This is a genomic window from Pyxidicoccus sp. M15 (assembly GCF_056858435.1).
Genome location: NZ_CM166495.1, coordinates 1,103,463 through 1,125,878, shown reverse-complemented (window position 1 = coordinate 1,125,878; position 22,416 = coordinate 1,103,463). Strand labels below are relative to the sequence as shown.

At 71.3% G+C, this 22,416-nt stretch carries 17 protein-coding genes; 8 read left to right on the top strand and 9 right to left on the bottom strand.

Annotated elements, in window-relative coordinates:
- Positions 1-62: 62 nt before the first annotated feature.
- The 3 genes from ACX9TP_RS04550 to ACX9TP_RS04540 all read left to right on the top strand — a co-directional run bounded on the left by ACX9TP_RS04550 (position 63) and on the right by ACX9TP_RS04540 (position 3,473).
- Entirely contained in the window at positions 63-1,970 is a 1,908-nt protein-coding gene (locus ACX9TP_RS04550) for a protein kinase domain-containing protein (RefSeq protein WP_482978478.1), read from the top strand.
- A 100-nt stretch (positions 1,971-2,070) separates the two neighbouring features.
- The gene (locus ACX9TP_RS04545; protein WP_482978477.1) at positions 2,071-2,538 is read left to right on the top strand and encodes a tetratricopeptide repeat protein; all 468 of its coding nucleotides are present in this window, start codon (positions 2,071-2,073) and stop codon (positions 2,536-2,538) included.
- Positions 2,535-3,473 carry a hypothetical protein gene (locus ACX9TP_RS04540; protein ID WP_482978476.1) on the top strand — a complete coding sequence of 313 codons (939 nt, stop codon included), beginning with the start codon at positions 2,535-2,537 and terminating at the stop codon, positions 3,471-3,473. Before ACX9TP_RS04545 ends, ACX9TP_RS04540 begins: the two co-directional genes overlap by 4 nt.
- A gap of 138 nt (positions 3,474-3,611) precedes the next feature.
- Here the strand turns inward: ACX9TP_RS04540 and ACX9TP_RS04535 are convergent, their stop codons facing one another.
- The 5 genes from ACX9TP_RS04535 to ACX9TP_RS04515 form a co-directional block, all read right to left on the bottom strand.
- On the bottom strand, positions 3,612-4,112 hold the full coding sequence (locus tag ACX9TP_RS04535) for a hypothetical protein (protein WP_482978475.1): 501 nt from the start codon (positions 4,110-4,112) through the stop codon (positions 3,612-3,614).
- An 11-nt stretch (positions 4,113-4,123) separates the two neighbouring features.
- The gene (locus ACX9TP_RS04530; RefSeq protein WP_482978474.1) at positions 4,124-5,065 is read right to left on the bottom strand and encodes a DUF2381 family protein; all 942 of its coding nucleotides are present in this window, start codon (positions 5,063-5,065) and stop codon (positions 4,124-4,126) included.
- Between the two features lie 89 nt (positions 5,066-5,154).
- Positions 5,155-5,973, bottom strand: coding sequence for a hypothetical protein (locus ACX9TP_RS04525; RefSeq protein ID WP_482978473.1), 819 nt, complete (start codon positions 5,971-5,973; stop codon positions 5,155-5,157).
- A gap of 8 nt (positions 5,974-5,981) precedes the next feature.
- The gene (locus ACX9TP_RS04520) at positions 5,982-6,347 is read right to left on the bottom strand and encodes a response regulator (protein WP_482978472.1); all 366 of its coding nucleotides are present in this window, start codon (positions 6,345-6,347) and stop codon (positions 5,982-5,984) included.
- A 28-nt stretch (positions 6,348-6,375) separates the two neighbouring features.
- Positions 6,376-7,848, bottom strand: coding sequence for a DUF7125 family protein (locus ACX9TP_RS04515; protein WP_482978471.1), 1,473 nt, complete (start codon positions 7,846-7,848; stop codon positions 6,376-6,378).
- 186 nt (positions 7,849-8,034) lie between these two features.
- Between ACX9TP_RS04515 and ACX9TP_RS04510 the strand changes: the two genes are divergently transcribed.
- From ACX9TP_RS04510 to ACX9TP_RS04495, 4 genes are all read left to right on the top strand, one after another.
- A complete protein-coding gene (locus ACX9TP_RS04510) occupies positions 8,035-9,615 on the top strand; it encodes a sensor histidine kinase (RefSeq protein ID WP_482978470.1) in 1,581 nt (526 codons plus the stop codon).
- 172 nt (positions 9,616-9,787) lie between these two features.
- On the top strand, positions 9,788-10,480 hold the full coding sequence (locus ACX9TP_RS04505; RefSeq protein ID WP_482978469.1) for a hypothetical protein: 693 nt from the start codon (positions 9,788-9,790) through the stop codon (positions 10,478-10,480).
- 248 nt (positions 10,481-10,728) lie between these two features.
- Positions 10,729-12,072, top strand: a complete 1,344-nt coding sequence (locus ACX9TP_RS04500) for a short-chain fatty acid transporter (RefSeq protein WP_482978468.1) — start codon at positions 10,729-10,731, stop codon at positions 12,070-12,072.
- A gap of 98 nt (positions 12,073-12,170) precedes the next feature.
- Positions 12,171-12,674: a hypothetical protein gene (locus tag ACX9TP_RS04495; RefSeq protein ID WP_482978467.1), complete on the top strand. Its 504-nt coding sequence runs from the start codon at positions 12,171-12,173 to the stop codon at positions 12,672-12,674.
- Positions 12,675-12,749: 75 nt separating this feature from the next.
- Here the strand turns inward: ACX9TP_RS04495 and ACX9TP_RS04490 are convergent, their stop codons facing one another.
- The 4 genes from ACX9TP_RS04490 to ACX9TP_RS04475 all read right to left on the bottom strand — a co-directional run bounded on the left by ACX9TP_RS04490 (position 12,750) and on the right by ACX9TP_RS04475 (position 19,955).
- Positions 12,750-14,576 (bottom strand): DUF4397 domain-containing protein, encoded by a 1,827-nt coding sequence (locus ACX9TP_RS04490; protein ID WP_482978466.1) that lies wholly within the window; start codon positions 14,574-14,576, stop codon positions 12,750-12,752.
- A gap of 195 nt (positions 14,577-14,771) precedes the next feature.
- A complete protein-coding gene (locus ACX9TP_RS04485; RefSeq protein WP_482978465.1) occupies positions 14,772-17,513 on the bottom strand; it encodes a hypothetical protein in 2,742 nt (913 codons plus the stop codon).
- Between the two features lie 198 nt (positions 17,514-17,711).
- Entirely contained in the window at positions 17,712-18,764 is a 1,053-nt protein-coding gene (locus tag ACX9TP_RS04480) for a Vgb family protein (RefSeq protein ID WP_482978464.1), read from the bottom strand.
- Positions 18,765-18,887: 123 nt separating this feature from the next.
- A complete protein-coding gene (locus ACX9TP_RS04475) occupies positions 18,888-19,955 on the bottom strand; it encodes a substrate-binding domain-containing protein (protein WP_482978463.1) in 1,068 nt (355 codons plus the stop codon).
- 945 nt (positions 19,956-20,900) lie between these two features.
- Between ACX9TP_RS04475 and ACX9TP_RS04470 the strand changes: the two genes are divergently transcribed.
- Positions 20,901-22,145, top strand: coding sequence for a hypothetical protein (locus tag ACX9TP_RS04470; RefSeq protein ID WP_482978462.1), 1,245 nt, complete (start codon positions 20,901-20,903; stop codon positions 22,143-22,145).
- Positions 22,146-22,416: the final 271 nt, after the last annotated feature.

Genomic DNA, 22,416 nt, shown 5'->3' with positions numbered 1-22,416 from the left:
CCGAAGATTCACCGGGTGCCCGGCGCGACGCGTCCACGCCACCACCGCAAGACGCACCCACCGTGCTCCCCACGCCGCCACCGGCGCGCACGCTGGGCGCATACCTGCGTGGCTTCGGTCAGCTGTCACCGCGCGAGGTGCTGGAGCTCGTCGAGCCGCTGAGCAGCTTCCTGGAGCAGGCGGGTGCGCCCGCGGGGAGCGCGCTGACGGCGGACCGGGTGGTGCTGGAGGACGGGCTGGCGAAGCTGTCCGCGTCGCTCGCGCCCGGGGTGGGGGCCGTGCCCGCGGAGCCCCGGGAGTGCGTCCGGCAGCTCGGGGCGCTCCTCTATGAGGCCGCGTCCGGCGTGCCGCCCGGCACGCCGCTGCGGCCGCTGGAAGGTGACATGGCGTGTCTGAACGCGCCGCTCTTCCGCTGCCTGGACGCGGAGCCGGAGGCGCGGTTCGCGGACCTGGAGGAGGCGCGGCGGGCCCTTCGTGCCGCGCTGGACCCGGGCGGGCTGGAGGTGACGTGGTTCCGCACGCCGCCGCCTCCGGCGACGCCCGCGCCCCCGCAGCCCGTGGCCGGGACGAGCCCGGTGGCCAACCTCGGCGAGGTGCTCGGCACCTACCAGCTCGAGCGCGTCATCGGCGAGGGGGCGATGGGCGTGGTGTTCGAGGCCCGGCACGTGCGGCTGGACAGGCCGGTGGCGGTGAAGATCCTCAAGCCCCAGCACGTGGTGGACCACGCGCTGGTGCAGCGCTTCTTCCAGGAGGCGCGGGCGGTCAACGCCATCAACCACGAGAACATCGTGGAGATTTTCGACTTCGTGGAGGAGCCCGCTCCCGCCGGGGCGCTTCCGCGCATCTACTGCGTGCTGGAGCTGCTCCAGGGCTCCAGCCTGCGGGAGCTGCTCCAGCGCGAGACGCTCGCCGTGCGGCGGGCGGTGCGCATCGTCGAGCAGCTCTGCGCGGCGCTCGGGGCGGCGCACCGCACGGGCGTCGTCCACCGCGACATCAAGCCGGACAACGTCTTCGTGACGGCGCGGGGCAACCAGCCGGACTTCGTGAAGGTGCTCGACTTCGGCGTGGCGAAGCTCACCACGGGGCGGCTGGCGCAGAACCCGGACACCTTCGCGGGCGCGGTGATTGGCACGCCGGGCTACATGGCGCCGGAGCAGGCGTCGGGCCTGGAGGTGGATGGGCGCGCGGACCTCTATGCGGTGGGCACGGTGCTGTACGAGTTGCTCGCCGGGAAGCGCCCCTTCGAGCCGACGAACCTGGGCACGTGGGCGGTGGACCTCATCGTCCGCCCCCCGCCGCCGCTGCCCGAGACGACGCCCGCCGGAGAGCCGATTCCGCCCGGGCTCGCGGCCGTGGTGCTGCGCTGCCTGGAGAAGGCACCGGAGGACCGCTTCGCGTCAATGGACGCGCTCGCGGAGGCGGTGCGGCCCTTCGCGCACGCGCCCATTCCGCTCGTGATTCCCGCAGTGCCGACCCCGGTGCCCGAGGCGCGAAAGCGCCACCGCTGGCCCTGGGTCGCGGCCGCGGGCGTGGTGCTGCTCGCCATTCCGGGCGCCCTCGTCTGGTCTCGCGGGGAAGCACCGGCCCCCCAGCCGCCTCCGCCAGCGGTGGCGGAGGCGGCCCCGCCCCCGGTAGTGCAGCCGCCTCCGTCCGCGCCGCCGCCCGCTCCGGCGGAAGTCGTGCTCCAGGTCCGCACGACACCGGCCGGCGCGCGGGTGATTCAGGACGACACGGGCGAGACGCTCGGCGTCACCCCGCTCCAGCTCTCCGTGACGCAGCCGCGCGCCCTGCGCTTCGAGCTGCACGGCCACCAGCCCGCGCAGGCGGTGGTGCGACCCGAGGACGGCGCCGACGTCGAGGTGACACTGGCGCCCAATAAAGCCCCGGCGGGCGGCAAGGCCCCGGCGGGGCCCAGGCGAGGCGCTAGACTCAAGTCCACCGATGGCCTCCTCAATCCGTTCCGCAAGTAGCTGGCTGCTCATCGCCCTGCCCCTCTTCGCCGCCGCCACGTCCGCCGCGTCGCCGAAGCCGGGCGCCGCCGGCAAGGAGGACCCCAAGGACGCCGCCCGCGTGCTCTTCGACCACGCGCAGCGCGAGTACGACCTCGGGAACTTCAACGACGCGCTGAGCGGCTACTCGGAGGCCTACCGGCTGGTGCCGGAGCCCGCGCTCCTCTTCAACATCGGCCAGTGCCACCGGCAGCTCGGCCAGTACGAGCGCGCCGCGTTCTTCTACCGCCGCTACCTCGCGCTGGACCCGGAGTCGCCGGACGCGCCGCTCGTCAATGAGCTCATCCAGACGATGGAGGCGAAGCAGGCCGAGCTCGACAAACAGAAGTCCCAGCAGGGAACGCCGCTCGCCGTGCCCCTGACTCCGGAGACCCAGGCCACGGAGCGCCCGTCCTCCGTCCCCGCCTTCCTGCGCAGCAAGTGGTTCTGGGCGGGCGTGGGCGTCGTCGCCGTCGGGGCCACCACCACGGTGCTGCTCACACGCTCCAGCGAGCCGCGCGCCAACCTGGGCACGGTGACGGTGCCATGAGCCGCGCCTCCCGGGCCCTCCTCGCGCTGCTGCTCACCGCCGCCGTGTCGTGCGGCGACGACACCACCTCCCTCTTCCTGCGCGTCGAGGGCGCGGACGGGGCCACCCAGCTGGAGCTGCGCGGCCTGCGCGACGGCGAGCCCTGGTTCGGCCCCGAGCGCCGTCCCGAGCAGGAGGGCACGCCCTTCTCCGGGGAGCAGACGCTGCGCCTGCGCTTCAACACGCCCCCGGGCGGCCCCTTCGAGCTCCAGGTGGACGCGCTCCTGCAGGGCGAGCCCTTCGCCCGCGCACGGGTGGAGGCCACGCCGCGCAAGGGCGAGGAGCTGGAGCTCCGGCTGCGGCTGACGCGCATTCCCGACGGGCCCGGCCCCCAGCCGGACGGAGGCACGCCGGACGGAGGGGAGCCAGACGCCGGAGACTCCGACGCGGGCACGCCGGACGGAGGCACGCCGGACGGAGGGGAACCGGACGCCGGAGACTCCGACGCGGGCACGCCGGACGGAGGCAATCCGGACGCGGGCAGCAGCGTCTGCACCACCTGCGTCCAGCCCGGTGGCGCGTGCGTTCCCACCACCTCGGCGAGGGCCTGCGGAGGCAGCGGCGTGGCATGTGTCGACTGCGTCGTCGACGGACGCGCGAACCAGTGCACCGCGAGCGGGGCCTGCTCGTGCGGCACCCGGGGCACGCCCTGCGGCGAGGGCGAGCGCTGCGAGGCGGATACCTGCGTTTGCGACCCGGATACCTGCGCCGGCTGCTGTGCGGGGAACGTCTGCCGCAACGGAAACACAGCGAGCGTGTGTGGAGTGCAGGGGGCGGACTGCACGGACTGCACGGAGCTCCGAGCCGACACCTGTTTCGAGGGCGGGTGCCGCTGCGGGACCAGTGCGCCATGCACGGGGCTGCTCAGTTGCAAGAGCGGCCAGTGCAGGCTTTGAGCGCCGCCTGACAGGCTTGAACGGATTTCCCAACCTGGATGTGCTCGGCAATCGAGGGAAGTCTCGTCCCGTTGCCGCATCGTGATGAATGGGTGGCCCAGGGGAGGCCGGACGGCCCGGGCCTTCAGCCGGCCCGCGCTACCGGAACTCGTTCACGATGTAGACGCCGGCACGGGGAGAATCGAGGATGGCCGTCCCGGGCTTGGACTCGGGCCGCTTCCGGAGCTGGCCCAGCCCGAGCCGCGCCACCGCGCAGAGGGGTATCTCCTCGCCCCCATTCAATGGCTGGGCGGCGTAGTACCGGATGACGGCTTGTGGTCCGCCAGTCCAGACCCGGCCATAGAGGCGGGCCGGCGCTTCAAGCAGCCCGAGGTCCTCGTCCAGCACGCTCTCGATGGTCCCTTCGTACAAGGTGATGGGATAGGCCCGGGTCTGGTTCGCGTCGAGCTGCACCCACGCGGACTCCCCGACGAACAACCGGAGGTATTTCATCACCTCCCGTGCCTTCTCGGAGCACTTCTCGGGCCCCGGAGTGCCATCAACACGCAGGGCCACTCCTCCCGTCGCGGTTCCTGGGCACCCGGAGGACATCATGAGCAGGACGGCGCAGCCCAGGAGCGCTGACTTGTTGGAGGCCATGCCTCTCGCTCTTACCGCGCAATGAGGGCTGGTTCTAGCAGGACGACTGCTTGCCGCTGCCCATCATGCCGGTAGACCTCCAGCCACAGGCCCGTCAACGCGCCATCGTCAACGAAGGCACTGCCGTCCGCGACGACGGCCACCACACCGGACCCACCGGGCATGACCTCACGAACCGTGGCGCGAACCGCGACCACCCGCTCATGGCCGCTGTCCCGGGTCACCAGCCGGATCCGCTGCACGCTCCAGGAGTTCTCCGCGTGGACGTTCTTGACCTTGAAGACGACCGCGACCTTGCCTTTCCCTTTGAAAACCTTTGCATCAATCTCGGTATCAGCGTCCTTGCCAGAAGAGCGGTCCACGACCTTGAACGGCGTCTGCGCCACCGCGCCCGACGCGAGCAGCGCGGCAAGGGCGTGGTCCTGCGAGGTCTCCTCCTGGCGGTATCGCTTGTTCTCCTCGGTCAGCGTGTCGTTCTTCTTGAGCGCGTCCATCATGGCCGCATGCATGGCCGCGTAGCTGTCGCGGTCCTTGAATACGTCGACCTGTTGGTCGGCCGTCTGCGTCCACCCGCCGCCCCGCCTGCTCCTGGGGGGTCTCACGAGGAACGGAATCGCGGTCCCATCCGCCAGCGTCACGACCAGGGGAATCCCTTCGTCCCTGTTGAGGTCATGGATGGGCTCGAGCATCACCTTGTTGCGGACCACCGCCAGCGGTTCGAGCCGCCCCTCCCACCCCATCATCTTCGTCTTGCTCGGGTCCACGAGCTGCTCGAACCGCAGCGTCGTGACGACCTGCCCCTTCACGTAGATGGGGTGGGTGTCATCGGCCGGGTGTTCGGAGAGCATGACGGGACGCACGGAAGGCGTGTTGCATTCGCCGCTGGCTTGAGCGGCGGATGACGCGACGACGACCGCCAGCAGGCCACACCTGAGAAGTCGGACGGTGCGCATGATGGAGCCAACGTACCAGGAGGGGCATGAGGCATCCGATGCTCACCTGCCGAAACGGTCAGTGCACGCTGTGAACGGCGCCCGGTGCCTCAGTGCCGGACGCGCGGGGCGGGGGCGCGCACGCGCACCTCCATCTGCGCTTCCCCCGCCACCACGGTGCTGAGCACCTCCTGCTGTTCGGGGGACAGCCGCGCCACGGCGCGCAGGGTGGCCACCAGCAGCACCGCCTCCGTGGGGTTGGGGACGCTGATGCCGTCAGGCCCCGTCTTCAGCGGCATGGGCAGGCGGGGCACGCGCCCCGCGTCGGAGAGCGCCTCCACCGCGTACGCGGGGGACGTGTCCAGCGTGACGGCGATGGCGGGCAGCTGCGTGGCCGCGTCACCCTGGCCGCGCGCCTGCATCTCCATCAGCATCTGCAGCGCGCCGGGCTTGAAGTACAGCGCCAGCCCCGCGCGGCCGTCCCCGGTGTGGAACACGCACCCCTCGAAGCTGTGCGTCAGCGCGCCTGAAACCGCCACCTCGAAGGGCTGGCTGTCGTCCCAGTGCGTCCACGGCTTCGCCTCCCAGTACTCCGTGGACGCCTGCACGAAGAGCAGGGCCTTGTCCGAGCCGAGCCCGGACAACCCCCGCTGGCCCCACGCGAGGAAGGTGGCGATGGCCGCGCGCGACGAGAGCGCCGCCTGGGGCGGCTCCTCCACCTGCACCCCGAGCCCGGCCCCCGCCTCGGCCAGGTCCGGCGCGCAGCGCACGTCCGCGACGTCCACTCCCTCCAGCAGCGCCCGCATTCCCGCCTCGTCCTCCGCCTCGAAGACGGGGGCGGACGGCTCCCCCGTGTCGGAGATGCGCAGGTAGACCTGGGTGGTGCCCTGGCTGAGGGGCACGGGGCCAAGCTTGAGCAGGTAGAGCATGGGGCCTTTCAGAGCCGCCGCGAGTCCAGGGCCTTGCGGACCTGACGCATGAGCGCGCTGATATCGAAGGGTTTCTGGAGGAAGGGGACGTCCGGGTACAGGCGGCGCAGCGCCGACACGTCCACCGCGCTCATGCCCAGCAACGCCACGCCCTGGAAGGCCGGCTCGGCGCGGATGCGCTCGATGAGGGCCGGGCCGTCCAGCACCGGCATCATCCAGTCGGTGAGGACGAGGTCGGGACGAAGCTCCGCCATCCGCTCCAGCGCTTCACGGCCGTGGGAGGCCGTCACGACGCGGTAGCCCTCCTCTCGGAGGAGGTCCGCCAGGGCCTCAAGGATGCCCTGCTCGTCATCCACCACCAGGACCGTCTCCATACGGGCGGCGCTACTCCTCGCGGTTTGTTCAGGAATGGCCACCGCCCGGATGCCGGGCAAGGCCAGTCAGCAGGGTGTCCACGGTGACGCTGAAGGGGGGCAGTACCTCGATGCCTTGACGGGAGATGACGAACTCCCGAAGGGTAGGGTCGTAGTCGGTGTCTCGGAGCTTGAAGATGGACAGCAGCCTGCGCAGCCGGCCTTCGAGCTCGACGTGTCGCAGGAAGAAGAGGTTCTCCGCCACAGCAGAAGGCCCCGTCTCCAGCGGGACGTCCAGCACCGGACCGAAGAGCCGGGGCGTCTCCAGGCCGAAGAGGGTGGTGGTGCCCTCGCAGCGCAGCTCCTGGGTGAGCGCGGCGAAGAACGACGCCATCCGCGACGACTCCGGCGTGGACTGGCTCATCGCGCTCAGCCCGTCCACGAAGACGCGCTTCACCTTGCGCTTGCGCACGTCCTCCAGGAGCTGGTCCGCCAGCACGTCGAGGATGCACTCCGCGGGCGGCTGCCAGATGAGGTTCAGCCGCCCATCCTCCACCGCCCCCTTGAGGTCGATGCCCGCGGACGCCACCTTGTTGAGCAGGCGGTTGGGCGGCTCGTAGAAGCCCATGTAGAGGCACGGCTCGCCCTGCCTCAGTCCCTCGGCGAGCAGGCTGCTGCCCATCATCGTCTTGCCGACCCCCGGGGGGCCGAGCACCAGCGTGGTGGAGCCGGCGGCCAGCCCCTCCGGGAAGAGCGCGTCCAGGGAGTGGATGCCGAAGTGGATGCGGTGCGCGCCCGGGTCCGGCGGCGGCGAGCGGCGCACGCGCGCCTCCAGGCGGGGGAAGACCTCCAGCCCCGCGCTGGTGACGCGGAAGTTGTGGACGCCCGCCAGCGTGGCGCTGCCCCGGAACTTGCGCACCTGGAGCTCACGCCACGAGCGCACGCCGGAGGTGCGCTCGCGCAGCTCCAGGATGCCGTCCACCATGGTGTACTCGGGGTGGACGGTGGGGCCGTCACTGGTGAGCATCAGCGAGGTGAAGCGCGCCAGGCTCGCGGCGACCTGCAGCTCGTGGATGAACTTCTTGAAGTCGCGGTTGCTGCCGGCCGCCTCCTGCGCCTGCACCAGCCCGTCCAGCACGAGGATGCTGGCGTTGTGGTTGCGCACCTCGCGCCGCAGCAGCTCCAGCAGGCCCGGCAGCCCCTGCTCCTCCAGCGTGCGGAAGCCGCTGACGTAGTAGACGCCCTCGGGCAGCAGCGCGGGGTCGAAGAAGGCCATGTCGCGCATGTTCGCGAGCATGCGCGCGTGGGACTCGGCCAGCAGCGTGACGTAGAGGCAGCGAGCCCCCGCGCGCGCCTGGTGGTAGCAGAGCTGGTTGGCGAGGAGTGTCTTCCCGGCGCCAGGCTCGCCCACGACGATGTAGACGCCGGACGGGACGAGGCCGCCGCCCAGTACGGAGTCGAGCCCTGGCACACCCGTGGACACACGCGCATCCGCTCTCGCGGGCTGCTCGGAAGAGGACATGATGGCCGCTCATACCGTAAACGCCCCCGCCGCGCCGCTCTATTGAGGCCGAAACGTCTCGCACCGGTGGACCCGTGTTCGCCGCGCGCCCCGCTGGCCGCCTGGGGCCCGGGGCGGCGCCCGTGGAATGAGGCCATGCCGCGCCTCCCCCACCGATGGAATGTTGGTGCATGGAGGACGCGTGCCATGGCGGACATCCAGCCAGACCCGGCGGGCCCCCCTGCGTCAGGCCCCCCGGACGGCCACGAGACGGCGCGGGAGCTGTCCCGGGCCTGGCGTGAGCACGAGGAGCTCATCGACAGCATCGACGGCATCGTCTGGGAGGCCGACCCGTCCTTCCGTTTCACGCTCGTGAGCAAGCAGGCGGAGCGGCTGCTCGGGTACCCCGTGCAGCGCTGGTACGAGGAGCCAGACTTCTGGGCGGAGCACCTGCACCCGGATGACCGGGAGTGGGCGGTGTCCCACTGCCGTGAAGCCGCGGCGCAGTGCCTGCCCCACGAGTTCGAGTACCGGATGCTGGCGGCCAACGGGCACGTCGTCTGGCTGAGAGACCTCGTCACCGTGCTGACCAATGAGGACGGGCGGACCGAGCGGCTGCGCGGCATCATGGTGGACGTCACCGCGCAGCGCGGGACGAAGGAGCACCTGGAGCGCACGGTGGCGCTGCTGGAGGCCACGCTCGAGTCGACGGCGGACGGGCTGCTGGTGGTGGGGCTCGACGGCCGCATCCGGGCCTGCAACCGCCGGTTCCATCAAATCTGGGGGTTGGACCCGGCGAAGGTGGGCGTGCGGGACGCGCCGCTGCTCCGGGAGGTGGGAAGCAAGCTGAAGAACCCGGAGGGCTTCATGGCGCGCGTGCGGGCGCTCTATGACACCCCGGGAGAGGAGAGCTTCGACATCATCGAGCTGCGCGACGGGCGGACCCTGGAGCGCTACTCGCTGCCCCAGCGGCAGCGCGGCATCATCACCGGCCGCGTCTGGAGCTTCCGGGACGTCTCCGCGCGCGTGCAGGCGGAGCGGGAGCGCGAGCAGCTCCTGCGCGACGCGAACGAGGCCATCCAGGTGCGCGACGACTTCCTCTCCATCGCCTCGCACGAGCTGAAGACGCCGCTGACGCCGCTGCGGCTGAACCTCCAGCTGCTGAAGCAGTCGCTGGAGTCGGGCCAGCCCGTCACGCCCGGGCGCGTGGACAAGGCGCTGGGACAGGTGCGCCGGCTGTCCGCGCTGGTGAACGACTTGCTGGACGCGTCGTGCGTGGGCGCGGGGCGGATGGAGCTGCAGCGCATGCCCATGTCGCTGCCGGAGGTGGTGCGCGAGGTGTACTCCGACTTCCGCGCGGCCGGCGACGCGCAGCACCCGCTCACGTACGAGGGGCCCGAGGAGGACGTGCTCATCCAGGGCGACCGGGGCCGGCTGTCGCAGGTGCTGACGAACCTGCTGGAGAACGCGCTGAAGTACAGCCCGCTGGGCGGGGCGGTGCGCGTAATGCTCACGCACTCCGGAGGGGACGCCGTGGTGACGGTGGCGGACTCGGGCATCGGGATTCCGAAGGAGGAGCAGGCGCACCTCTTCGAGCGCTTCTTCCGTGCCCGCAACGCGCCGGTGTCGGGCTTCGGGGGGCTGGGGCTGGGGCTCTACATCTGCCGCGACATCGTCGAGCGGCACGGCGGGCACATCTGGATGGAGAGCGAGCTGGGGCGCGGCTCCACGTTCCACGTCTCCCTGCCGGTGCTGGCCACCCGCCCACGGCAGGAGGAGCGCGTCTAGGGCAGGCCGCCCGGAGAGCGCCTGATGCGTCCGGGCGCCGGTGCGCACGCGAGGCGACACGGGGCGGGCCTGCGGGCGCCCGGTGCCGGTGGGCGGGGCTGGCTGGGAGGTGGTGTCCGGCGTGCGGCACATGCCTACCGTGAGAACAGGGCACACGGCATGGGAGGAAGACATGGTCCAGGCGGGTGGGCATCGGGTCCTCGCGGGACTGCTGGGGGCGGTCCTGCTGGGGCTGGGGGGCTGTAGCTCGGAGCGGGCCAGCACGAAGGTGGACGAGGCGTGGCTGGCACGGGTGCCTCCGGCGGAGATGGAGCCGGTGCACAAGGCGCGAATCACCCAGAACAAGGCGGTGGACGAGACGACTCGCGCCCGGGTGTCGCTGGAGGACGGGAAGCGCGCGCTGGAGGTGGCGAAGAACGACGAGAAGGCCGCGAAGGCGCGTCGGGAAGCGGAGGAAAGCGCGCTGCTGGCGGCGCGGGCAACGGCCCAGGTCGACGACGTCACCCGGGCGCAGCAGGGGCTGCGGGACGCGGACCTGGAGCACCGGGCGGCCCAGGCCGAGGTCGAGTTCCGCGAGCAGGTGGTGGCGACGCGGGAGGCGATGGAGCGGATGCGGGCACGCGAGCTGGCGGTGGCGGACGCGGAGCTGGCGCAGACGGAGTACCAGGCGCTCATCCGGAGCGGAGACCTCCGGGCCCGGGAGCTCGACGGCAGGGACTTCGCGAACAACCTGGCGAAGGCGCGCAGCGAGGCGTGGGAGACGCAGCGCGAGGTGGATGCGCTGCTCCAGGCCCAGCGGCAGTCCCAGGCAAGGTGGCAGCAGCTGGACTCGCAGGTGAAGGCCTACGGCGGTAGCGGTCGCTGAGCGGCGAAGGCGACATGGGCTCATGCGGCCCATGCTGCCTGCCCCCACGAAACCGAAGCCCTGCGACGTGAGCCGGCCCTGCAACCCGAGCCATCCGGGGACGCGCCGCGTCCTGGATGAGCCCCCGTGACAGGCCTGGTGGCCAGCGCGGCACCCTCCGAATCCCCGCCCACCGTGGAAGGCCCGGAGTGTAGAACTGCCCTCCCCTGCCCATTCCATGATGGGCACCGCCCAGGAGCGCCCGCCGCGTGGAGACCCTCGTCCGCATCGCAGAAGGACTCGGCCGCTTCTCCGCGCGCTTCGTGCCCAGCGCCTTCGCCATCGCCGTCCTGCTCAGCCTGCTCACCATGGGCCTCGCCATGGGCTGGACGGGCGCGGCGCCTCCGAAGGTCCTCGACGCGTGGGGCGGCGGCTTCTGGGAGTTGCTCACCTTCTCCATGCAGATGGCGCTGGTGATGTTCACCGGCTACCTGCTGGCCCTCACCCACCCGGTGCGCACGCTGCTGGAGCGCGTGGCGGGGCTCGCGCGCACGCCCCGCGGCACCGTGGCGCTGATGGCCTTCGTCTCCATGGCGCTGGCGTACATCAACTGGGGCCTGTCCCTGGTGGCCAGCGCCATGCTGGTGCGCTTCATGGCGCGCCGCCGGCCGGACGTGGACTACCGGCTGCTCGTCGCGTGCGCGTACTTCGGCCTCGGCGCCACGTGGCACGCGGGCCTGTCCGCCTCCGCGCCGCTGCTCGTCGCCACGCCCGGCCACTTCCTGGAGAAGAGCATCGGCGTGCTGCCCATCGACAGGACGCTGTTCTCACCCTTCAACGTGGGCCTCACCGTCGTCGTCGTGGCCGGGCTGACGCTGCTGGCGTGGGCGCTCCACCCGAAGCCGGAGAACGTGGTGCGCGTGGACCCGGCGGTGCTGGAGAAGCTCGGAGACTTCGTCCCGCCCGAGCGTCCGAGAGAGACGAGCCCCGCGCTCTGGATGGACCACTCGCGGCTGCTCAACCTCATCTTCGGCGGCCTCGGCCTGCTGTGGCTGGGGCGCCACCTGTGGATGAACGGCGGCTGGCGCGCGCTCAACCTCAACGTGGTGAACTTCACCTTCCTCATCCTGGCGGTGCTGCTGCACGGCACGCCCGCGCGGCTGCTCAAGGCCAGCGAGGAGGCCGCCAGCGTGCTGCACGGCATCGTCCTGCAGTTCCCGCTGTACGCCGGCATCTACGGCATCTTCAAGGCCACCGGGCTGACGGACCAGATTGGCGCGCTGTTCGTGTCGCTCTCCACCCGCGAGACGTTCCCCGCCATCGTCTACCTCTACAGCGGCGTGGTGAACTACTTCGTCCCGTCCGGCGGCTCCAAGTGGGCCATCGAAGCGCCCTACCTCCTCGACGCGGCGCAGACGCTGGGCGTCGCCCCGGAGAAGGTGGTGCTCGCGTACGCCTGGGGCGACATGGCCACCGACCTCATCCAGCCCTTCTGGGCGCTGCCGCTGCTGGGCGTGGCGCGCTTGGAGTTCAAGGACATCCTCGGCTTCCTCCTGGTGGCCTTCCTGACCTACCTGCCGCTGGTGACGCTGGCCTTCTTCCTCTTCGGGTGAGGCGCGGGCGCACACGGGCGATTCCGTGATAGACAGGCGGTCAGACAGGCCGGCCCGGGGGGCCAGCCTTCACCAACACAACGAGGGGACCCCGAGACATGAAGAAGATGCTGACCCGAAGCGTGGTGTGCGCGGTGCTGGGGCTGTCGTCGCTGGCCATGGCGCAGGACGCCGAGGCGCCCGCCAAGGAGCCCGCGAAGGTGCCGAGCGCGGACGCGATTCGCGACACCTGGAACTACTTCTACAAGGGCCAGGGCCAGGGGCCCGTGCTGGTGGAGGCCAAGCTGTGCACCGAGGTGGCCAAGGACGGCCCCAACAAGTACGAGTGCACCGCCGAGGTGGGCGCCGACGGCATCAAGGCCGGCACCACCGTCATGCTGTGGCAGGCCTACCTGGTGCCGCAGGGTGACTCCATCGAAGACATCATGGTGCAGACGAAGCAGGGCAACGTCGTGCGCGAGACCAAGGACGTGAAGATCAAGGGCGAGGGCTGGCGCGCCCGTCAGTGGACCGGCGTGCGCCTGAACAAGGCGGGCAGCTGGACGGTGGCGGTGATGCGCGGCGACCAGGTCCTCAAGGAAGTCCAGGTCAAGGTGAACTGAAGCACGAAGCACCCTGAAGTCCACGACGCCCGCCCGCGAGCCCGAGAAGGCCCGGGCGGGCGTCGGTGTTTCAGCTCACTGGAACACGTCGAACGGGGCGACGCCGGACCAACTGTTCTCCCGGACGTTGAAGCCGAGGAAGAGAAGGAAGCCCGTGTCCCAGTCGCCCAGCAGCACGAGGAAGTGGGGCCGCTCCATGGCGTTGCCCGCCGCGCTCAGCGCGGTGTCGCTCCCGGAGGCCCGCAGGCCGTAGTAGCTCAGCGAGGTACCGGTGGTGACGGGCGCGGGGAAGACGACGCCACTCTCGGGCCCGGTGAGGTCGCCGTACTTCACGCCGGTGAACATGGGCGTGAAGGTGCTCCCCTTGTCCGTGCCGTTGGCGACGTCGAAGTAGCCGAAGTCCGCGCCCTGCTCCGGGGTGTTGGGGATGGCGTTGAGCAGCCGCAGCCGTGCGTCCGTCGCGCCTTCGGCGAAGCGGTCCTGGACGACGAGGAGCCGGGGCGACAGCGCGCCCGTCTGGCCCGCGCGCCCCGTCACCACCGCGAGGTAGCGCCCGCCCGCCTGGAGCGGTCCGGTGTCCGCGCTCGCGAGCACCGTGGCGTCGACGTCGTCGTTCCGGGCAATCCGCAGCGTGTGGCCCGCCTGGGTGACGGGCAGGTCGCCAATGGCGGGCGAGTAGTTGAACTCCATGCCCACCGCCACCTTCGCCGTGCCCTGGAGCGCCTGGAGGACGAGCGGGTCATTGTCGGGCGTGGTCGGCAACAGCGCGTTGAAGAAGTAGACCAGTGGGTCTCTCTTCAGCCGGAGCGCCTGGGCCTGCCCGGCACGCACCAGCAGCATCGCGGGCTGGCCTCCGTCCGGAAGCGGGCGCCGGTCATCACCGGTGAGGATGGCGAACCACGCGCTGCCGTCCACCAGGGTGCCGGCCGGCACGCTGAAGAACAGGCGCTTGCTGACGGATGGTGCGAAGCCCGTGTCCCCCGAAGAGGAGATGACCAGCCGCTGGGTGGTGGCGGGAATGGAAACGCCCCCGGCCGCGTCCGCCGCGTAGGGATTGACGGTGGAGACGGGGGAGGCCGCGGCCGACTCGAGCCCGAGCCGGCGCGTGCGCCCCTGCTCCGGGATGAGCGTCACCCGGTCCGCCGCGACGAAGCGCACCCGGGCCCGCCCCGCGCTCACGGTGTCGAAGGACTCCTTGAGCGCCAGCAGTCGCGCCCGCTCCACGCGGTCCGGCTCGGTGCGGTCCGAGAAGCCCACGGCCACCAGGGTGAGCCGCTCCCCCTCCTGCAAGGTGACGGAGCCCGAGGTGGCGAGCGCCGCCGAAGCACCGGCCTCCGCGTTGCGCGTGGTGAACTCGAGGGCCGTGCCTGCGGGCACCGGCTTGTACTCCGTCACCGCCGCGTCGCCCGGCACCACCGAGTCGAACAACTCCGTGCCGCCCTGGTAGACGTCCAGCGCGTACGGCCGCCACGGCGCGCTGTCGCTGTCGCCGGGGTTGTCCTTCAGCCCCAGGGACGCATTCACGAAGCGGACATAGGCCACGGCGGACGCGGGCGGAGGACAGCCGCCATCCGCGCCGGGTGTGCCGCCATCCGCGCACGTGGGCGGAGGAGGACAGCCGCCGTCCTCGCCGGGCGAGCCCCCATCCGCGCAGGTGGGCGGAGGAGGAGGACAGCCGCCATCCGCGCCGGGGGTGCCCCCATCCGCGCAGGTGGGCGGCGGGCAGCTGCCGCCGTCGGCACAGCCGCCGTCCGTCCCCGGCCCGGCATCCCGGCCCGCGTCGTCGCCAGGGCCCGCGTCCCTGCCGGCATCCACTCCGGCGTCGTCCTTCGGGTCATCATCGCCGCAGCCGGTGCCGCCGACGGCCAGGCACAGTCCCACCGCCAGCAGCCATCCTCTCAAGGCATGTCTCATCGCACGTACTCCCGCTCCAGGAAGAAAGGTGGGCGCTTCAGGCCGGCACTCACGGCGCGGTCTCCGCGAGGGCCTGACGCTCGTGACGCTCGAAGGTGGGCGCTCCAGGCTGGCGCTCACGGCGCGGTCTCCGCGAGGGCCTGACGCTCATGGCACTCGAAGGTGGGCGCTCCAGGCCGGCGCTCACGGAGGCGTCACCGCGGTGGCCTGACGCTTGTTGCACTCGCTGCGCAGCAGGGCCGGGGGCTTGCCCTGGGAGAGGTGGTCCTTCAGGTAGAAGTAGGCCATGACGCCCGCGTTGAACTCCGCGCGCCGCAGCCACGTCTCGTAGGCCGGCGAGGCGCCGCCGCGGACCGCGTCGGTGAGCGGGTTGTCGACGGTGCAGATGTCCTTCCACATGGTGGCGCCGCCGAGAGCACGCGGGTTGCCGCTCTTGGGCTCCGAGGAGGTGCCAGTGCCGAAGCGGCCCACGCGGACCAGGTCGCACGCGCCACGCGCCGCGCCGAGCATGTTGGCTCCCCACCGGGCCCAGTCGACGGCGTCACCCGAGAAGTCGATGTCCACCTCGCCGTACTTCACCCAGGCCTGCATGAAGGCATCCCGGAACTCCACCTTCGTGCCGCCCGTGCCCATGAACACGAGGTACTTCGCGCCACCGTGGGGGCCGAGCGCGTCCTCGAAGGGGCGCAGGTGGCTCGTGCCGTCAGTGCCCCGGCCGGAGAAGCCGGCGACCAGGTTGGCCACGCGAGCCCCGCTGGTGGCCATCAGCGCCTTGGCGGCGCCGCTCTGGCCGTCACCCGTCCGCCCGTGGCAGTTGGAGCAGATGCCCTGGAACACCGTCGCGCCGGGCGTGGAGAAGTAGAGCTCACCCCACGGCTGCCGGGGATTGCCCAGCTCGTCCACCATCCACGGCTCCACCGGGTCCGGCGGCGGCGCGTCCTCGAAGGCGCACTCGGGCCGGGCGACCCAGAAGCTGGTGGGGAAGAGCTTCGAGGCCAGCTGCGTGTGGCGCTCGCTGATGGCGTAGTCCATCAGGTGCCGGTGCGAGCCCTCCTGGATGGACAGCCGCCAGTCCAGGTTGCGCGGCTCGTAGGGCACCCTGTCGGTGAAGTCCTCGGAAATCCACCGCACGTCCTTCGGGTCCTTGCAGGTCTCCCAGACGACGTCCTCGGCCAGCTTCACGCGGGCATTCCGGGCCGCCTCGCGCGCCGCCGGCGTCAGCGCGGCATCCCCCGGACGCTCCAGCGAGCCGAGCCACTTCGCCACCAGCGACACCAGCCGGCAGTCCCGGCCCGGCACGTTGGCCGGCATGTGGAGGTAGACCTCGTGGGCCTCCTGGGTGACGCGCTGGTACAGCGTGCTGTTGGGCGAGCCGGCGCGCAAATCCCGCTCGAAGTCCACGCCGGCGCGCATGTCCGCGTAGTACTTCTGCTTGTTGCTCTCCATGCGGTTCGTGTCGAACCCGGGCAGCACGCCGCCCGGGGAGAAGTCCAGGTCCGCGATGGAGGGGTTGCTCTGCACCGCGAAGCCATTGGGGTTGTGGCACTGCGCGCAGTTGCCGACGAAGTAGCCCTGCAGCGCCAGCTCGTGCGCGTTGCGGTACTCCTTCCCCTCGGGCTTCAGGTCCTCCAGCTTCGGCAGCTCCGCCGCCGAGCGCAGGCCGGTGAGGACGCCGTAGCGGATGAGCCGGTCCACCTGGGACAGCTCGTCCCCCAGCACGTCCACGCTCGCATCCTGCCCGCCCTCACCCTTCGCCCGGCGGTTGAGCTGCAGCGGGGTGAAGCCGAGGACGAAGTCCTGTGCCTCGGCGCCGGTGTGGCAGTTGACGCAGCGGTGGCGGCCGGGGATGGCGTAGTTGCGCGTGTCCCCGCGGCCCTCGTGCGAGGTGTAGACCAGGACGCGGTCGGAGAAGGGCGAGCCGTCGCGGTAGCGCAAGTCGTGCAGCTCCGCGGACGTCCCCGCGTCATTCCAGACGTACGTCCCGAAGAGGGCGTCCTGCCAGCGCTCCCGGGTGACGATGAGCCGCGTCTCGATGCGCCGGTACTCGACGCCGCCGTTGCGGTCCGTCACCGCCTTGAAGAACGTCTTGTAGAAGCGGGTGTTGGGGGGAATCTTGAAGCGCTTCGTCGCGGCGTCGTACTCGATGGACTTCCCCTCCGGCACGTGGACGAGCCGGAGCTTCTTCGCGTGGTCGGAGAAGAGGGGGTAGGTGGGCGCGAAGGCGAAGGTGCCGTGGCGGGCCAGCTTCAGCGTGTTGAAGGTGGTGATGTCGGTGTCCGTCTCGGACAGCGAGCGCGGCAGCGCGGTGAGCCCCGCGAAGTACGCGTCCTTCTGCGCGTCGCTGCCCAGGCGCTCCTTGTCGGGGATGCAGTGCCCCAGGTCGGTCATCCCCAGCGCCACCGGGAACGCAAGCAGGGCGCCGCCCGTGCTCCCCTCCTGCGCGCACTTCACCTCGAAGGGCTCCGCCTCCGGGCTGCCCTGCGCCGCCCAGGCCTCGAGCGCGCAGCCCAGGGCCGCGGCGTCTCGCGCCTGGTCCGCGGTGGCCAGCGGCGGCATGGCGCCCTGCGAGGCCAGCGACGCCATGCGCGGGGCCGCCACCTTCAAGCCCTCGTAGTCGGAGACGTACTGGAAGCCGCCCCGCGTCTCCGGAGCCCGGTGGCAGGAGCCGCACTGCGCGTCCACCCGCGCCTTCAGGGTGCCGAAGACCTCCCTGGGCGCGGCGCTGGCCGGCGTGGTGATGCGCACCGGGAAGTGCTCGCCGGAGCGCGCGGGCGCGTCACAGAGCGCATCCGCGTCCACCACCACCGGCACCTCCGGGCCCTTCTGCCCCTCCCCGGACGAGCAGCCCATGGCCACGGACAGCGCGAGCAGACTCCCCCAGAGCGCCCGGCGACACCGGGCGTGCCAATTCCTCTCATACGACATGAGCTGTCCCTCCTTGGGAATCCCGATGTCAGGCATTCCGCGAGCGCGGCGCTCTGTACCGCGATTGCTTGACGGAAGGCGAGAGCGCAGGCCCCTCGAAAAGGGGCCTGCTGTCTGTTTTCACCGCGCCGTGACAGCCAATTCCTGTCAGGACAGCGAGCTGAAGCCAGACTGTGTCACGGTTTCATTGTCACGGTTTCACGGGAGCGTGACGGCGCGGATGCGGCCCAGCTTGTTGCCGGCGCGCTCGGTGAACCACAGGTGCGCGTCCAGGCAGAGGAAGCCCGGCGGGGCGAAGACGATGCCCGCGGGCTGGCCGTTGGCGGTGGGCACGGCGTACTCGGTGAGGGCGCCGCCCACGGTGAGGCGGCCCACCTTGTTGCCGCGCAGCTCCACGAACCAGAGGGCGCCGTCCGGCCCGAAGGAGATGTCCACCGGCGCGCTGCTGGGGTCCGGAAGGGCGTACTCGGTGATGGTGCCGTCCGCGGTGATGCGGCCAATCTTCCCCGCGAACTGCTCGGTGAACCACATGGCCCCGTCCCAGCCGAGGGTGATGCCCGAGGGCCCCGCGTTGGCGGTGGGCAGCGGGTACTCGGTGAGGACGCCGTCGGGGGTGATGGCGCCCACCTTGTTGCCGCGCAATTCGGTGAACCACAGCTTGCCCCCGGCGCCGAGGGCAATCGCGGTGGGCTGGGCCTCCGGGGTGGGCAAGTCGTACTGGGTGACGACGCCGGCGGGGGTGATGCGGCCGATGCGGTTGCCGGCCACCTGGGTGAACCAGAGGTTGCCGTCCAGGCTCGCGGCGATGCCGTACGGCGCCGAGCCGGGGTTGGGCAGGGGGAACTCCGTCACCACGCCCTTCGGGGTGATGCGGCCCACCTGGTCCACGCCGAGCTGGGTGAACCAGAGGTTGCCGTCGAAGCCGAGGGTGATTTTCTGCGGAATCGAAAACTCGGTGGGCAGGGGGAACTCCGTCACCACGCCGTCACGGGTGACGCGGCCGATGGTGCCCGCGCCCGTCTGGGTGAACCAGAGGTTGAGGTCCGGACCGACGGTGATGCTCGTGGGGCCGGCCTCCTCGGTGGGCAGGGGGAACTCGGTGATGGTGCCGGCGACGCCGGACGGACGGCGGCACACGAAGGGGTTGTCCAGGGAGGCGGCGGCCTCCTGGGCCAGGGCGGGCGTGCCCAAGAGCAGCGTGGAGGCGGCGAGCAGCGACTTCTCGAGGAAGGAGCGCGTGAAGGCAGACATGACGGTGTTTCTCCAAGGTGGACCGCGAACGACGACATGGGACGGACGCACCGGTGCTTCCCGGTGCGTCCGTCCCGGCTTCAGGATTCAGGATTCAGGGATGGGGCGGCTGACGGTGCGGCTTCAGTTGCCCTTGCAGAGGCCCGCGCCGCGGCCGTCGTTGGCCGCGCCACCGCAGCGCAGCGCGCCGGTGGTGCTGCAGGCGATGAAGCCCTGGCCCGTGAGGATGTTCTGGAAGGAGCTCTTGTTGCTGTAGACCCAGTCGTACAGCGTCTGCTCCTTGGGGTCCTTCGCGAAGTTGACGTTCTCGTTGAGGAAGAGCGGGCGGGACAGGGGGTAGGCGCTGGCCGGGTTGGTGAGCAGCAGGCGCACGTTGGCGGCCGTGGGGGCGATGCCGTCCACGCTCAGGGCCACGTTGCCCGAGGTCTTCGCGGAGTCACCGGCATAGGCAATGGCGTTCGCGTTGTTGGCGGTCAGCTTGCCGATGCAGACGGTGGCGCTGTCGGAGGTGGTGCAGGGCGACGGGTTGGAAGCGGAGCCGTCGGTGATGACGGTGATGCCGGCGCAGAAGGTGGCGCTGGAGCTGCCGCCGACCTTCTCCTTGAAGACCTCCGTGGTGCCGGACAGGTCGTCACGGCGATACTTCACGATGGCGCCCGTGCGGGTGCTGCCCGGCACCTGGCTCCAGTCCGTCCAGCAGGCGCCGTTGTTGGAGAAGAAGAGGTTGGCCAGGTTGGCCTTGCTGATGTTGGTGAGGCCGTTGTCGGACTTCACGAACGCGTTCACCGCGTCCAGCGCGATGATGTTGCTCTTCTCGCCGGGGCAGCAGGCCGGGTCACGGCCGGTGCCACCGGACGCGGTGCCGCCAGCACAGGCCGTGGCCGTCGCCCGGAAGTCGCGCGACATGGGGGCCAGCGTCTGCTGCCGGCCGCTGCAGAAGGTGCCGGAGCCCGTGCGCGCACAGCCCTCGCCCACGCTCGAGCCCTTGCCCTCGATGGACAGGCCGGCCAGCGACGACGCGTTGGCGCTGATCAACGCGCCCTTGAGCGTGTCGGAACCGAAGAACTTGTTGCCGTCGGTCAGCTCGGCCTGGAGGGAAGCCGGGACGACCTCGTCGGCGGACTGGCCACCGCAACCCACAACCGAAACCGCCATCACCGCGGCGGACATCACCATCTTCATCATCTTCATGGACGACTCCTCTGGTGTTGCACTGGGTTGACACGCCACTCGCCGCCCGTGGTGCATTGGCAGAACGGTGCCTCCCCGCGATGCGGGACTGGACTGGAAGGACTTGCTCTGGGGGAGGACCATCGGACCCGGCTCATCCCGGATTCGACGGGACGCAAGGTGCCTCAATGGCCAGACATGCGGTGACTCAGTTGCGTCAAATCTCTGCCAGCACCGGGTCACACCGCTCCGCGCGAATCTTCCCGCGGACGAGCGTCACGAATCCGCAAGTCATTGCATGACGGCGGTCGTGACAATCCATGCAAGGGCTTGCGCGAAAGTGGCGTGTCACGTCCGTGATTCGCGGCCGGGGCGGCGCCGCTCCCCTTCCGGCGCGCCCCTGACGTGACGTGCCGGAGCGCGAGGCGGGTTGCCCGCCCGTGCGCACGCGCACGCGCGCGCCCGAGCCGCGACAACCCTGTAGCAATGGCAACCCGGCCACATATGCCGCTGCCGTCGCACACGGGAGGACTTCGCTGTCCGCGCATGGACACGTGGGGCGTGGAGGCCACGCCCGCCTGCCGTGAGCCCTTCCTGCCTGCCCTTCTGGCGGAGGAGTCCGTCGCTTTTTCTCCGGCGTTCTCCGGAGGACAGGGAGTTTTTTCAGCACTCCGGACAGCCGCCTCGCCCCCGGGGGCCGGAGTTCCAGGCCGCGTCAGAGGGGAAGGCGTGCCGCGGCGCGTGCTGGCAATGCCCTTGCAGTAGAGCTTCCGCGGTTGAGGGGCAGGGGGCTGTCGGGCAGGGGGCGGGGGAGAGGCCGGGGCGGTGATGGGGTGGCGGGGGTGGACATTCGCGGTGTGCGCAACAGGACTTCTCCTCGTGGGGTGCGGGGAGAAGGCGCATGCGTCGCCGCGTGCTCCGGGCTTGGAGGTAGCGGGGTCGGTTGGCGGTGAGGGCGAGGGGGCCATGGCGTGGTCGCGGTCGCTGGTGCTCGGGGACAGCGAGGCGCCGCACACCGTGGTGGCCCCCGACGGGGACGTCCTCGTCGCGGCGACGTACCGGGAGCCTCTGGATGTCGGGGGAGGCCCCCTGCCCTTCAACCATGTTTCAAAGCAGCCCCACCTGCTGGTGGCGCGCTTCTCTCCGGACGGGGCCCTGCGCTGGGCGCATGGCTGGGTGCCCCGGGAGGGAGCGGCGCGCGCCCGGGTGGGCGGGCTCGCGGTGGACCGTGACGGCAACGCGTGGCTGGGTGGCACCTCGGCGGGCTTCGAGCTGAATTCGGAGCGCCTGCCGGAGGGCCCCTTCGTCGCGCGGCTGTCACCACAGGGCGCCGTGGAGCGGGTGCGAGGCTTTGCCGGAGACGGCGCGCTCAGCGTGCAGGCCGTGGCGGCGGATGGCGCCGGCGGCGTGGTGCTGGTGGGCGACTTCACCGGGCGCCGGGACTTCGGAGACGCCACGCGCGAGGCGGGCGTGGGGGGCCGCGCCGCCTTCGCCGTGCGCCTGGACGCGGACGGCGCCACGCGCTGGAGCCGGGGCTGGGCGGCCGGGGCGGAAGGGCTCGTGACGGCGCGCGCGGTGGCGGTGGACCTCTTCGGCGGCGTCCACGTCGCGGGCGGCTACGCAGGCGCCGTGAGCTTCGGCGGCTCCACCTTCGTCACCGTGCGCCAGCGCACGCCCTTCGTCCTCAAGCTGTCGCCCGACGGCGACCACGCCTGGAGCCGCGACTTCCGCGGCGCCGAGGGCATGGCGAACGCCGTGGCCGTGGGGCCGGACCGCGTCTTCGTGGGCGGCAACTTCTCCGGGCGCTTCTACTTCCACGGGCAGGCCCACGCCGCGGGCGGCTACCAGGGCTTCCTCGCCGCCTTCAGCGCCGGGGGCCAGCAACGCTGGGCCCGCTCCTTCGCCGCCACCGCCAGCGCGCTGGCCACGGACGAGTCGGGCCAGCTCACCCTGGCCGGCACCCACGACGGCGGCCTGGAGCTGGGCCGGGGCCGCACGCCCGCGGGCCTCTATGTCGCCCGGCTGCTCCCCGAGGACGGGGCTTCACTCTGGGTCCGCGGCTTCACCCACCCCGGCGCCGCCCTGGCGCGGGCGGTATCCGTGGACCCGGGTGGCCACACGCTGGTGGCCGGCGCCCTGACGCGCCCCCTCCCCGGGGAAACCCCGTACCCGCGCCCCCAGGACGGCTTCCTCCTCCGGCTGAGACCCTGAGTCCGGCCCGGAGCCGACTTCGGAGGTGGATACAAACCCGTATTCCCTGAGAAGTCGGGCGTATTGGGAGCGCCAACTCCCCCGGAAATTCGACTTTACAGTCGCGTCCATGCTATTCGCGGGCCCGCCTTCAGGGCGTGCGACTCTGCGCCGTGAAGGGCGAGGCTGAGCTGAAGCGCAGGCGTGCGGTGTCCCCGCCCGCAGGCGGCCAACCCCTCGACACCACTCCCTGTTTCCCATGGCACGCGGAGCACCCGAACCGCGCGCGTGG

Coding starts and splice junctions, on each gene's coding strand:
- ACX9TP_RS04540 (WP_482978476.1), top strand. CDS start 2,535: ATGAGCCGCGCCTCCCGGGCCCTCCTCGCGCTGCTGCTCACCGCCGCC.
- ACX9TP_RS04535 (WP_482978475.1), bottom strand. CDS start 4,112: ATGGCCTCCAACAAGTCAGCGCTCCTGGGCTGCGCCGTCCTGCTCATG.
- ACX9TP_RS04530 (WP_482978474.1), bottom strand. CDS start 5,065: ATGCGCACCGTCCGACTTCTCAGGTGTGGCCTGCTGGCGGTCGTCGTC.
- ACX9TP_RS04525 (WP_482978473.1), bottom strand. CDS start 5,973: ATGCTCTACCTGCTCAAGCTTGGCCCCGTGCCCCTCAGCCAGGGCACC.
- ACX9TP_RS04520 (WP_482978472.1), bottom strand. CDS start 6,347: ATGGAGACGGTCCTGGTGGTGGATGACGAGCAGGGCATCCTTGAGGCC.
- ACX9TP_RS04515 (WP_482978471.1), bottom strand. CDS start 7,848: ATGTCCTCTTCCGAGCAGCCCGCGAGAGCGGATGCGCGTGTGTCCACG.
- ACX9TP_RS04510 (WP_482978470.1), top strand. CDS start 8,035: ATGGCGGACATCCAGCCAGACCCGGCGGGCCCCCCTGCGTCAGGCCCC.
- ACX9TP_RS04505 (WP_482978469.1), top strand. CDS start 9,788: ATGGTCCAGGCGGGTGGGCATCGGGTCCTCGCGGGACTGCTGGGGGCG.
- ACX9TP_RS04495 (WP_482978467.1), top strand. CDS start 12,171: ATGAAGAAGATGCTGACCCGAAGCGTGGTGTGCGCGGTGCTGGGGCTG.
- ACX9TP_RS04485 (WP_482978465.1), bottom strand. CDS start 17,513: ATGTCGTATGAGAGGAATTGGCACGCCCGGTGTCGCCGGGCGCTCTGG.
- ACX9TP_RS04480 (WP_482978464.1), bottom strand. CDS start 18,764: ATGTCTGCCTTCACGCGCTCCTTCCTCGAGAAGTCGCTGCTCGCCGCC.
- ACX9TP_RS04475 (WP_482978463.1), bottom strand. CDS start 19,955: ATGAAGATGATGAAGATGGTGATGTCCGCCGCGGTGATGGCGGTTTCG.
- ACX9TP_RS04470 (WP_482978462.1), top strand. CDS start 20,901: ATGGCGTGGTCGCGGTCGCTGGTGCTCGGGGACAGCGAGGCGCCGCAC.